Source organism: Caballeronia sp. TF1N1 (assembly GCF_022878925.1).
Lineage (GTDB): Bacteria > Pseudomonadota > Gammaproteobacteria > Burkholderiales > Burkholderiaceae > Caballeronia.
The window spans coordinates 730,113-741,648 of record NZ_CP084627.1 but is presented as its reverse complement, the minus strand read 5'-3'; the positions used below and the strand labels follow the sequence as shown (position 1 = coordinate 741,648).

Sequence of the window (11,536 nt, the reverse complement as noted above, 5' to 3'; positions counted from 1 at the left end):
AAGACCGTGCGTTGCCGGATTGGCATCGGCGCGTTCCGCCCACACGGAGAAGAACCAAGGAGAACAAGGCGCCTGATTCACTTAACGGCAGGTCGCAAGAAATCCTGAGCAAACGTTTCCTGGGAAAGAGCGGTTTCGGTTTGAAAATGATTTTTATATGAAAGAAGTACCGACATCGGCTTGTGAAAAGCGTGCGCACGGAGGGCACCACGACATCTTTCTCCTGCCATTGCCCGATGGCAAACGCAGCCTGAATCACGTCGCCTTCACCGTTCGCGACATCCACGAAGTCTTTGGCGGCGGCTTGAATATCAGCCGCCGCGGCTGGGCCACGCAGCTTGAGCCGGGACGGCATCCGGTTTCATCGGCGTACTTTTGGTATTTCAAGAATCTATCCGACCAGCATCCGCGCATTCGGCTGCGGACTTGGCGGCGCATGGCTCAAGGTGGCCGCGATCTTCGCGCCGGCGCTCGTCGGCAAGACGCTGCTCGGCGGCCAAATGGACCTCGCCTTCTATGCGCTCGGCGCGGTGCCGTTGCTGGCCGCGCTGGCGGTGCATTTCCTCGGAATCGAAACCAAGGGCCAGGTGCTGGAGCAGTTGGAGGCGTGAGGCGCTCAGGCGGCGGTCATTGGCTTGAGATTCGCCATCGAATTCCAATGCCCGCCAGTCGGTGAAACGAATCAACGGCCGCAGATGGAAGCGGCCGTTGCGTTTAATCGTCGAACCAGCAGTGCTCGTTCGGATCGACGCTCAGAAAATCGATCATATCCCTCAGGAAATCCAGTTCAAGCGCTTCGAACTCGCGCGTGCCTGCTGCGACGTCGTCGGGATTGAGCTTGCCTCGCGCCTTTCGCAGCGCGGCGACAGCTAAAGCGACGGATTGAGTATTCCCGTGCAAGGCGCTGCCGGGAGCGAATGGGAGAGAGGTTTTTGAGTTCATGTTCACGATTACGGCAGGCTCGCGTGAAACGTGAGGCCTGTTTTCTCGAAAGCGCTGATTTTTTACGGCACCCGATGGGTAAGCCTAACTTGGCGCGCATCGTCGGCTTTACTTGCTTGCGTTCGACGCGACGGTTTCTTCGCCAAAGGCCGCATCTGCTTCAATAGATAAAGCTTCGATGGTGACACAGATAATTCACTCACGTTCTACAACGTAAAGCGATAAAAATGTGATCCATCGTCGGTCGCTATTAGACATTAGTCTCATTATGTTGGACGCTCGGCTATAAATCCGAGCAGCGACACCACTTCCCGATCAGCGCGTCACGCAATTACGCTCGACGACTCAGAAGCCAATCCCTTGCTAAAGTACGCCTCATCCACTCATCTCCATCCCAGCGAGGCACAATGGTTAAAGCTCCGACTCGAAGAAGCGCACGCGCTCTGTGCGGTTTTGCCGTCTCCCTTCTCGCCGCGTTCATCGCCACGCCGCAGACCGCATCGGCTCAAAGCAAGACCCTCGTCTTCTGTTCCGAAGGCAGCCCCGCCGGATTCGATGCCGCCCAGTTCACCACCAGCACCGACTTCGACGCCAGCGCGCACGCCGTCTACGACACGTTGGTCGAATTCAAACGCGGCACGCTCGACCTGACGCCGGGCCTCGCCGAAAAGTGGGACGAGTCGCTCGATGCCAAGACCTTCACCTTCCATCTACGACGCGGCGTGAAATTCCAATCGACATCGTGGTTCAAGCCCACGCGTGATTTCAACGCCGACGATGTAGTCTTCACGTTCAAACGCATGATCGACCCGAACGATCCGTTCCAGAAGGCGCACCCGGTGAGCTTTCCGTATTTGACCGATCTCGGCTACGACAAGAACATCGCATCGGTCGAGAAGCTAGACGACAACACCGTGCGCTTCACACTAAAGACGGCCGATGTCGTTTTCGTGCGCAACATCGCCATGGAGTTCGCGTCTATTCTTTCCGCCGAATATGCCGCGCAATTGCTCAAGGAAGGCCGGCCGGAGGACATGAATCAGAAGCCTGTCGGCACCGGCGCTTTCGTGTTCCGCGATTATCAAAAGGACGCGACCATTCGTTACGACGCGAATCCAAGCTATTGGAATCGCAAGGACGTGCATATCGACAAGCTCGTCTTCTCGATCACGCCCGATGCCGCCGTGCGCGAACAAAAGCTCGCGAGCGGCGAGTGCCAACTCACCTCGTTCGCGCGCCCTGCCGATATCGTCGAGGCGAAAAAAAATCCGAAGCTCACGGTGTTGTCGGGCGTGGGCTTCAACGTTGCCTATGTGGGCTACAACACGACGCACAAGCCGCTCGACAACGTGACGGTGCGCCGCGCGCTGGACATGGCGATCGACAAGCAGGCGATCATCAAGACCGTCTACGAAGGCGCGGCCACGCTGGCCACGAACCCGATGCCGCCTTCGCAATGGTCGTATAACAAGGCGCTGAAAGACGCACCGCACGATCCCGCGAAGGCGCGCGAGTTGTTGAAGCAAGCGGGCTTTCCCGATGGCTTCACCATTACGCTATGGGCCATGCCCGTGCAGCGCGGCTATAACCCGAACGCGCGACTGATGGCGCAACTGATTCAATCGGATTGGGCGAAGATCGGCGTAAAGGCGAATATCGTCAGCTACGAATGGGCCGAATATAACAAGCGCGCAAAGACCAATGGCGAGCACGACGCCATTCTCTACGGCTGGCTAGGCGATAACGGCGACCCCGACAACTGGCTCGGCACCACGCTGGGCTGCGATGCAGTGCATGGCAGCAACATGGCGAAATGGTGCAACAAGCAGTTCGACGATCTCTTGGCTAAAGCGCGCCTCATAACAGATCAAAGCGCGCGCACGAAGCTTTATGAAGAAGCGCAAGTCGTCTTCAAGGATCAGGTGCCGTACACACCGCTTGCGCACGCCAATACGTTTCAGCCGATCTCGAAGCGCGTGCACGGCTATCTGATCAGTCCGCTTGGAGGCCATCGTTTCGACGGCATCACGCTGGATTGATTCAACTGGCGACCGCTTCGCGCAAGGCCTGCAAAAAGCGCACGTAAGCGGTCGCACCAGGGTCAGCGTGACCGATGCTGCGTTCTTGCACCCACGCCGCGCGACCCTTTTGCGATTGCTTCGAGGCCGTAGCCGTTACCTGCGCTTGCGCAGTCGCGATCATGGCATCGAGCAACTCAGTCGCGCTGCCTTGCGATGCTTCGAGCGTATCGAGACTCGGCACGAGTGCATCGAGCACGGTCTTGTCGCCGACCTGACTCTTGCCACGTTCGATGATGCGCGCAGCCACCGCGCGTCCGATGCCAAGCGCCTCGTCGCGGCTCACCGTGTCCTTGCCGTTCATCGCCTTGCCTGCCGCGAGCAAGCCGCCGCCGACGAGCGCTGCAAACGTAGATGGATTCGCTGTCGAGAACGCCTTGCCCGTAGCGAACAATACGTCGGTAAGCGAGGCGTCATCGTTCAAAGCGGCAAGCGCCTTCACGATGGCAATGGACCCTGATTGCACCGTGATGCCGAGATCGCCGTCGCCCAAAGCGGCGTCGAGGTCGCGTAACTCGTCGGCATGCGCGGGCAGCGCGCTTAGCGCACGCGTCAAAATGGCGCGCAGTTCCTGTTTCGATACGCTCATTGCGCACTCCTCTTACGATGCGGTGCCGTCGCGGAAAAATGGCGAACTCGCGGGCGCTTCGAGCAGCGCTTCGAGTTCGTCGTCGAGCAGCATCACCGTGATCGATGCCCCCGCCATTTCCAGACTCGTTACGTATTCGCCGACATACGAGCGCGCTATTTTCAGGCCCTGATCGGCGATGAGTTGCGAGGAACGGCGATACAGCAAATACAGTTCTTCGAGCGGCGTCGCGCCGAGGCCGTTCACGAGTATCGCGAGCTTCGATCCCTTAGGCGCGTTCAGATCGCCGAGAATCTGACCGATAAGCCGCTCGGCGATGGCATCGGCCGTTTCGAGCTTGCCGCGATGCGTTCCCGGTTCGCCATGAATGCCGATACCGATTTCCATCTCGCCATCGGGCAATGTGAAGGTCGGCTTGCCTGCCGCGGGAAGTATCGTCGGCGAGAGGCCCACGCCCATGGTCCGGCAATGGGCATTCGCCTTGCCGCAAATGCGCGCGACCTCATCGAGCGAATCGCCGCGTTCAGCGGCGGCGCCCGCGCATTTGAACGCGAACAACATGCCCGCGACGCCGCGCCTGTCGGCCGCACGTTCCTTCGGCGCGGATGCTACATCATCGGTCAACACCACTGTCTTGATGTCGATGCCTTCGGGTTCGGCCAAGTCGGCGGCAAGGTCGAAATTCAGGACGTCGCCGCCATAGTTGCCGTATACGTAAAGCACGCCCGCGCCGCCATCCACTGCCTTGGTCGCTTCGAATATCTGTTCCGCCGAGGGCGATGAAAACACGTTGCCCACGGCCACGCCACTGCAAAGCCCCTCGCCGACGTACCCGAGAAAGCCGGGCAAATGCCCCGAGCCGCCGCCTGTCACGATTCCCACTCTGCCTTCCTTGGGCGCGTCCTTGCGCACGAGCGCGCGTTTGTCGTCCGTCGCGCTCTTGATCCACGCGGGATGAGCGATAAGCAAAGCCTCGATGATTTCGTCGACGAAGACATCGTGCTGGTTAATGATTTTCTTCATGTTGTGCTCCTCCGGTTTTAGGGTGCGTTGCAAGAACACGTCTAACGCTTGCGCCGCTGACTAAGCGCGTCGAGCAAGACAGCCGCGAAAATGACCCCACCTTGAATGAATTGCGTCCAGAAGGGATTCACGCCGAGTAGCGACAAACCCACGTTGATCACGCCGATCAGCACGACGCCGATAAAGGTGCCCACGATCGAGCCACGTCCACCCGCAAGCGATGTCCCGCCAATCACGATAGCGGCGATCACCTGCAATTCGAGTCCGTTGGCCGCGGACGGCAAGGCGGAATTGAGCCGTCCGGCAAGCACGATCCCAGCGATGGCAGCAGTTACGCCGGCCAGCATGTAGGTGAAAAAAACCACGCGGCGCACGGGAATACCGGCAAGACGCGCAGCTTCCTGATTGCCGCCGACTGCAAAGACCTGATGCCCAAACGTGGTCTTGCGCAAGAGCACATGGCCTATGGCGAAGATCACGAGCATGACGATCATCGGCATGGGCAAGCCCGCGACGGTCTTCGCGCCGAAGGCCGTGAAGGCGGTGGGGAAATCGAACTTCGTGCGGCCATCGGATATGGCGAGCGTGAGGCCGCGCGCCATGGCCATCATCGCGAGCGTGACGATGAAGGGCACGAGGCGCAACCACGACACGGCAAGGCCGTTGAGCGCGCCTGCCGCGGCCCCGACCGCAATTGCGACGCATAACCCTCCAACGCCGAGACCGACGGCGCCTGGGCTCGATCCTGCCATGACCGTGGCCGCGACCATGCCGCTCAACGCAACGAGCGATCCGACCGACAGATCGATCCCCGACGTGATGATGACGAACGTGCCGCCTACCGCCGCAATGCCCACCACCGAGACCTGCACCATGATGTTGGTGAGCGTGCTGGTCGTCAGAAACTCGGGCGATGCAATCGACAAGGCGATGCAGATGATGACGAGTGCGGCAAACAATGGCCCGATGCCGCTCCTCAGTTGGCGAATCACGCGGCGCGAGAGCGCCTCCGAGTCCTCGCGGTTGGCTGCCGTGGAGGTCATGCGCCTGCTCCTGTTGTAGCCCATTGAATGACAGTTTCAGAGTCCGCTTTGTCGCGCGGTAGCTCCGTCACGATGCTGCCGCGATACATCACGAGCACGCGATCCGACATGCCGAGCAACTCCGGCAACTCGGAACTCACCATGACGACCGCTGCGCCCGCACGCGCCATCGACACCATGTGTGCGTAGATTTCGGTCTTCGCACCCACGTCGATGCCGCGTGTGGGTTCATCGAGCATGATGACCACGGGTGCTGTCGCCGTTGCGCGGCCAAGAATGACTTTCTGCTGATTGCCGCCGGAAAGCGTGCCGGTGATCTGCAACACCGAAGACGAGCGAACGCCGAAGCGCGTGCTTGCTTCCTGCGCCAGCTTGCGTTTCTTGGCGCGGCTCACGAAGCCGCCGCTCGCAAGCGCTTTAAGGCTCGACAGTGCGATGTTCTCTTCGATGTTGGCATCGAGCACGAGCCCTTCGAGCTTGCGGTCCTCCGAGGTATAAACGAGGCCGTGACGCACGCCTTGAGTGGGCGAATGATTCGTGACCTTCTTGCCCTTCACGAAAATCTCGCCACCGGTTGCGGGCAGCGCGCCAAAGATCGTCTTGAGCAATTCGGTGCGTCCTGCCCCGGCAATGCCCGCTATGCCCAGGATTTCGCCCGAGCGTACCGTAAAGCTCGCATTGCGCAGCAACGGCGCGCTAGCGAGATTGCGCACTTCGAGCACGACATCGCCATAAGGACGCGGCTCCCACGGATAGAACGATTCGAGATTGCGCGCGACCATTGCCTGCACGAGTTCGGCTTCGGTCCATTGCGACATCGGACGCGCGCCGACCGTCGCGCCATCGCGCATCACGACGGCGGAGTCGGCGAGTTCGAACACCTCTTCCAGATGATGCGAAATGAAGATGATGCCCATGCCCGAGGCACGCAGCCGCCGCACCACGGCATAAAGATTGGCGATGTCCTGGCTCTGCAGCGCGGCCGTGGGTTCGTCCATGACGAGAATTCGGGCATCGCGCGTCACGGCTTTTGCTACTTCCACGAGCTGCCTCTTGTTGAGCGGCAGATCGCCGAGGCGCATCCACGGCGGCACGTTGTCGAGTCCCACGCGATCCAGCGCTTCGCGCGCAAGCTGGTTGGCCTCGCGTTGCTTGACGAAGCCGTTCCTTGCAGGCATGCGGCCAAGGAATAAATTTTCCGCGACCGTCATGTCGTTGATCAGCGAGAGCTCCTGATAAATCACGGCCACGCCTGCATCTATTGCCGCGTTGGTGCCGCGCGCAAGCGGTACGCCGTCGATCTCGATCGTGCCTTCATCCGGCTCATACGCGCCAGACAAGGTCTTCACGAGCGACGATTTGCCCGCGCCATTCTCGCCGACGATAGCGAGCACATGGCCCGTTCGCAGTTCGAGGCTGACGCCGCGCAGCGCCTTGACGCCAGGAAAACTCTTGACGATGCCTTGCATGCGCAATAGCGGCGCGGACGCTTCGAGCGGCGCCTGCGCTTGCGCTTCCGTTTCGACTGTCATGTCGTGCATTCCGTTAGCGGGCAACGCGCTAGAGCTCAAACGCTTGAACGCTTGAAGTCTTAAGCGTGTGCCCGCGGCTTGCCTTACTGTTTGACTTCCTCTGACCACAGCCCGTACTTCTTGGTCTCATCCGAATCGATATTCGATTTGTCGATGAGCAAAGTCGGCCAAGCATAGTTCGCCGGAACGTCCTTCTTGGCGTTGTAGTCCGCAATGAACTGCAGCGACTTGGCGGCCATCTGAATGGGGTTCTGCGAGATGGTCGCGTCCTGCTTGCCCGAGCGAATGGCGGAAAGCGCCTGCGCCGTGCCATCCGCGCCGATCACGAGAATGTGCGCTTTATCGCCGAGCGGCTTATAGCGGCCCGCATTGTCGATAGCCTTTTCCGCACCCACGGTGTTGTCGTCGTTGGCGCCGAATACCGCGTCGATTTGCGGATATTTCTGCAGGATATTGGTCATCGCGTTAAGCGACTTCTCCTGGTCGAATGCGCCTTCCTGACGCGCAACCACCTTGATGTCGGGATACTTCGCCATTTCGTCGCTAAAGCCTTTCTCACGGTCGGTGGCGGCGGTCGTGCCGACAAGGCCGATCAAATCCACCACGTTCCCTTTAGCCGAACCGTAGCGTTTGGTCAGTTGATCGACAATCCACTTGGCGCCGATTTGACCGAGCGCGACGTTATCCGACGCAACGAACGAAGTCACCTTGCCGCCATCCGACCCACGATCGAGCGTGAAGACCGGAATGTTCATCGAGTTGGCTTTCTCGACAGCCGGAATGATGGCCTTGGAGTCGATAGGATTCAGCACGAGGGCAGTCACGCCTTGACTCAGTAAGTTGATGGCGTCGTTGACTTGCTGTTGCGCGTCGCCATTGGCATTGGTCTGGACGAGATCGAAGCCTTGCTCCTTGGCGCCCTTCTCCACGCCGGCCTTGAGCCCGACAAAGAACGCATTGTTAAGCGTTGCAATCGAAAAGCCTATTTTCGCCTTGCCGCCCGCGGCAGCGGCCGGCGCCGGTGCGCTTGCGGGAGCGCTCGCGGCTTCGCTCGAACTCGCGCCCGAACTGCTGGCGGTCGAACTGTTGTCGCTCTTGGAACAACCGCTAAGCGCGGCCGCCGCGCATAAAAAAACCGCGCCGGTCGATTTGCCGAACGTGCCCCATCCGTCGAATCTTGCTGAATTCCAGGCCATAGCTGTCTCCGTTGTAGGATTTATTCATTACGATGCAAACGACTATTTCCTCAAGGCAAGCGCGCTAAGAATCTTTCTTGTCGCGCCGGCCATAAGTCTTGAACTTCTCCAACACTTCATCCATCTGCTCCTCCGAAAGAAGCGGCGGAGCACCCAACTGACAGGCGAGAAGATATTGCTTGGCAAGCACTTCCACTTCATGCGCGAGCCACACGGCGCGCGCAAGATCGGTGCCGAGCGCGATCACACCATGATGCGCGAGCAGACACGCACGCCGGTTCAGAAGCGCGGCTAAAGCGTGATCGGAAAGAGTTTGCGTGCCAAAGAGCGCATAAGGCGCGCAGCGAATGGAATGTCCGCCGGCGGCCGCGACCATGTAGTGCACGGCGGGAATATCGCGTCCATGAATGGCGAGCGCCGTGGCCGCAATGGAATGCGTATGCACGACCGCGTGCATGTCTTGCCGTGCTCGAAGAATGTCGCGATGAATGCGCCATTCCGAAGACGGGCGAGCCGTGCGCAGCACGCTCGCGTCGTCACTGACATCTAACGGCAGCCACACCATCATGTCTTCGTGCATCTCACGCGCAGCAACGCCGCTCGGCGTGATGAGAAAGCCGTCGTTGAAGCGCGCGCTGACGTTACCCGAGGTTCCCTGATTGATGCCGAGCCGCTCCATTTCGAGCGAGGTCTCGACAATACTCCGGCGCAGCGCGCCTTCATCCACCGCGCTCATGCGGCATTACCTTCGGCTGCGAAGAAACCACGCAACGAACGTTCGAAAGGCGCTTTCACGATACCGCGCTCCGTGATGAAGCCCGTGACGAGTTCATGCGGCGTGACATCGAATGCGGGATTGCGCGCGTTGATGGCTCGCGGCGCAATAGGTTGTCCTGCAAGCGATGTCACCTCTTCTTCGCGACGTTCTTCTATCTCGATCTGCGCGCCGGTCGGTGTGCGGAAGTCCAGTGTGGACGAAGGACAAGCCACGTAGAACGGTATGCCGTAGTAATTCGCTGCGATGGCCACGCTCAGTGTGCCGATCTTGTTGGCGAAGTCGCCATTTGCCGCAACCCGGTCCGTGCCGACGATCACGAGGTCCACCAGTCCATGCGACATGATCGAAGCGGCCGCGCTATCCACGATCAGCGTTACATCCACGCCCGCCTGCTGCAGTTCGAACACGGTCAGGCGCGCGCCTTGCAAAAGCGGCCGCGTCTCGTCCGCGAACACCTTGAACGCAATGCCTTCGCGATGTGCGGCATAGATCGGCGCGGTGGCCGTGCCTAAGCCTGTGGTGGCAAGCGCACCTGCATTGCAATGCGTAAGCACGCCGCTGCCCGGTTCGATAAGCGGCAGACCATGCATGCCGATACCTTCGCATAGCGCCTGATCTTCCGCATGAATCTGTTTTGCCTCATCCACCAAAGCTTCGTAAAGCGCCTTCGAGTCGCTTGCGTTGCATGCGCGCGCGCATTGCAGCATGCGTCTCAATCCCCAACTCAGATTCACCGCCGTGGGGCGCGCGGTATCGAGCCAGCCCGCGCGCCGTTCAAGCTCGGCACGAAATTGCGTCAAGGGCAAGTCGCGCGCGTCCTGCATGGCGACGCACAATCCGTATGCTGCCGCGACGCCGATGGCAGGCGCACCCCGCACGCGTAATTCGTGAATGGCTCGCCAGACGGCGGCTGCATCGGCGACATGCTCCACCACGATTTCATGCGGCAGGCGCGTCTGATCGAGCAGCAGGAGATCGCCATCGCGCCATTCGATCGTCGGGGCAAGCGTGGGGAACAAGGACTGCGCAACCATGGAAGCTCCGAGTGGACTATGCATGTGTGATTGTTTCGCGCTGAACCTCGCGCGCAAGCATGACGACCTGTTCGATACTGCCAAGCGTCGCGCGCTTGACCAGCAGGTCTTCCGCGCAACGCAGACAGCGCACTTCGATACACGCCCTCGCCTGAGCATCTGGAATGCGCGTGATGTCCGCGACCTTCGCCATGCCGACGATGCGCCGAATCATCTTGCAGCCAGCGAAGCCGAGCGTATCCGCTAGCAGCCGACGCATGAAGTGCGCGCGATAACCTTCGACAGATCGCGCTTCTGCGTGACCGCCTATAAAGCCGCGTCCGCTACGGCTTTCATGCTCGCGCCACAGCTTTAGAAATTGCGCGCTAAAGCCATTCCAGACCTCGGCCACTTGAACGAGCAACCATTCCTGATAGCCGGAAGGATCTCGATCGTCTATACGGCCATGCCAGTCGCGCGAAAAATACGCGAGCAGCAGGTTTGCGAGCACCGCGCCGATATCGAAGCCCATCGGTCCGTAGAACGAGAACTCCGGATCGATCACGAAGGTTTCGTCTTCGTTGACCATGATCGAGCCGGTGTGCAGATCGCCATGCAGCAAGGTCTCGGCGTGATTCATGAACGCCCATTTCATGTCGCCCGCGGCAATGCGCAACGCTTCGCTGGTCCTCAGTCGTTCAAGCGATGACGCAGGCAATGCGGCGCTGTACACGTTTGACGGATGATCTTCGAAAGGAAACGTAAAGACGAGATCCTCGGTGATCTTGCACAACTCGGAATTGACCGCCGCGCTCATGGCCTCTTTCTTGATGTCCGGCGCAAGAAACAGATCGGACCCGTGGAAAAGCGTGTGCGCAAGATACGTCGACAGATGCGCGGCGAGCTTCGGATAGACGACGCCATCCATCAGGCCTTGCCGCAAAATGCGATGCGAGGCGAGCCTTTGCATCACCATCAGAAAGCGCTTGCCGTCGGCGTGATACACCTTCGGCACATGCCGCGGACATAGCGCGCCGAAGCGGCGTAACGCCGCTACCTCATGCTCCATGCGCTGACACGACAACGGCCACGTCTTGCCGACGAGCCTTAAAAAAGGCGGCGCCTGCTTGACGACGACGCTGCGTTCCGGCGCCTTCGTGTTCGTCACGAAGTACACATAGTTCAGGTTGCCGTCGCCAACTTCGGCCACTTCCAGGTCATGCGGCTCGCCAAGCAGCGCACGTATCTCGGGAATTGCACCGAGATACGCGGCGAGCTCGCTTGCGGTAAAAGCCTCGAACTCCATCGGTGTCTCCTCCGATGTTGCTTCTGGTGCGCGTCT

At 59.9% G+C, this 11,536-nt stretch carries 10 protein-coding genes and 2 pseudogenes; 3 read left to right on the top strand and 9 right to left on the bottom strand.

Annotated elements, in window-relative coordinates; translation table 11 throughout:
• Positions 1 to 196: 196 nt before the first annotated feature.
• Together LDZ28_RS17425 and LDZ28_RS17420 are read left to right on the top strand one after the other, a co-directional pair.
• Positions 197 to 391 (top strand): annotated as a pseudogene (locus LDZ28_RS17425) (glyoxalase); the annotation flags it as partial.
• A pseudogene (locus LDZ28_RS17420) lies at positions 390 to 611 on the top strand (MFS transporter); the annotation flags it as partial. The pseudogenes LDZ28_RS17425 and LDZ28_RS17420, both read left to right, overlap by 2 nt.
• A 103-nt stretch (positions 612 to 714) precedes the next feature.
• Here LDZ28_RS17420 and LDZ28_RS17415 read toward each other — a convergent pair.
• Positions 715 to 900: a hypothetical protein gene (locus tag LDZ28_RS17415; RefSeq protein WP_244828178.1), complete on the bottom strand. Its 186-nt coding sequence runs from the start codon at positions 898 to 900 to the stop codon at positions 715 to 717.
• Between the two features lie 449 nt (positions 901 to 1,349).
• Here LDZ28_RS17415 and LDZ28_RS17410 point away from each other — a divergent pair, with 449 nt between their 5' ends.
• Positions 1,350 to 2,981 carry an ABC transporter substrate-binding protein gene (locus LDZ28_RS17410; protein ID WP_244828177.1) on the top strand — a complete coding sequence of 544 codons (1,632 nt, stop codon included), beginning with the start codon at positions 1,350 to 1,352 and terminating at the stop codon, positions 2,979 to 2,981.
• A 1-nt stretch (position 2,982) separates the two neighbouring features.
• On the opposite strand, the gene LDZ28_RS17405 is transcribed toward LDZ28_RS17410, so the two are convergent.
• The 8 genes from LDZ28_RS17405 to mtnK form a co-directional block, all read right to left on the bottom strand.
• Positions 2,983 to 3,609 carry a DAK2 domain-containing protein gene (locus LDZ28_RS17405; protein WP_244828176.1) on the bottom strand — a complete coding sequence of 209 codons (627 nt, stop codon included), beginning with the start codon at positions 3,607 to 3,609 and terminating at the stop codon, positions 2,983 to 2,985.
• Positions 3,610 to 3,621: 12 nt separating this feature from the next.
• Positions 3,622 to 4,632, bottom strand: a complete 1,011-nt coding sequence (locus tag LDZ28_RS17400; protein ID WP_244828174.1) for a dihydroxyacetone kinase subunit DhaK — start codon at positions 4,630 to 4,632, stop codon at positions 3,622 to 3,624.
• 41 nt (positions 4,633 to 4,673) lie between these two features.
• Complete coding sequence (locus LDZ28_RS17395) at positions 4,674 to 5,675, bottom strand: ABC transporter permease (RefSeq protein WP_244828172.1); 1,002 nt, start codon at positions 5,673 to 5,675, stop codon at positions 4,674 to 4,676.
• Entirely contained in the window at positions 5,672 to 7,216 is a 1,545-nt protein-coding gene (locus LDZ28_RS17390; RefSeq protein ID WP_370652141.1) for a sugar ABC transporter ATP-binding protein, read from the bottom strand. Before LDZ28_RS17390 ends, LDZ28_RS17395 begins: the two co-directional genes overlap by 4 nt.
• A gap of 74 nt (positions 7,217 to 7,290) precedes the next feature.
• The gene (locus tag LDZ28_RS17385) at positions 7,291 to 8,403 is read right to left on the bottom strand and encodes a sugar ABC transporter substrate-binding protein (RefSeq protein WP_244829678.1); all 1,113 of its coding nucleotides are present in this window, start codon (positions 8,401 to 8,403) and stop codon (positions 7,291 to 7,293) included.
• Between the two features lie 64 nt (positions 8,404 to 8,467).
• Complete coding sequence (locus LDZ28_RS17380) at positions 8,468 to 9,139, bottom strand: class II aldolase/adducin family protein (protein ID WP_244829677.1); 672 nt, start codon at positions 9,137 to 9,139, stop codon at positions 8,468 to 8,470.
• Complete coding sequence (gene mtnA / locus LDZ28_RS17375) at positions 9,136 to 10,215, bottom strand: S-methyl-5-thioribose-1-phosphate isomerase (RefSeq protein WP_244829676.1); 1,080 nt, start codon at positions 10,213 to 10,215, stop codon at positions 9,136 to 9,138. Before mtnA ends, LDZ28_RS17380 begins: the two co-directional genes overlap by 4 nt.
• Before the next feature lie 16 nt (positions 10,216 to 10,231).
• Entirely contained in the window at positions 10,232 to 11,500 is a 1,269-nt protein-coding gene (gene mtnK, locus LDZ28_RS17370) for an S-methyl-5-thioribose kinase (protein WP_244829675.1), read from the bottom strand.
• Between the last annotated feature and the right edge of the window lie 36 nt (positions 11,501 to 11,536).

Coding starts and splice junctions, on each gene's coding strand:
- LDZ28_RS17385 (WP_244829678.1), bottom strand. CDS start 8,403: ATGGCCTGGAATTCAGCAAGATTCGACGGATGGGGCACGTTCGGCAAA.
- mtnA (WP_244829676.1), bottom strand. CDS start 10,215: ATGGTTGCGCAGTCCTTGTTCCCCACGCTTGCCCCGACGATCGAATGG.
- LDZ28_RS17390 (WP_370652141.1), bottom strand. CDS start 7,216: ATGCACGACATGACAGTCGAAACGGAAGCGCAAGCGCAGGCGCCGCTC.
- mtnK (WP_244829675.1), bottom strand. CDS start 11,500: ATGGAGTTCGAGGCTTTTACCGCAAGCGAGCTCGCCGCGTATCTCGGT.
- LDZ28_RS17405 (WP_244828176.1), bottom strand. CDS start 3,609: ATGAGCGTATCGAAACAGGAACTGCGCGCCATTTTGACGCGTGCGCTA.
- LDZ28_RS17410 (WP_244828177.1), top strand. CDS start 1,350: ATGGTTAAAGCTCCGACTCGAAGAAGCGCACGCGCTCTGTGCGGTTTT.
- LDZ28_RS17400 (WP_244828174.1), bottom strand. CDS start 4,632: ATGAAGAAAATCATTAACCAGCACGATGTCTTCGTCGACGAAATCATC.
- LDZ28_RS17380 (WP_244829677.1), bottom strand. CDS start 9,139: ATGAGCGCGGTGGATGAAGGCGCGCTGCGCCGGAGTATTGTCGAGACC.
- LDZ28_RS17395 (WP_244828172.1), bottom strand. CDS start 5,675: ATGACCTCCACGGCAGCCAACCGCGAGGACTCGGAGGCGCTCTCGCGC.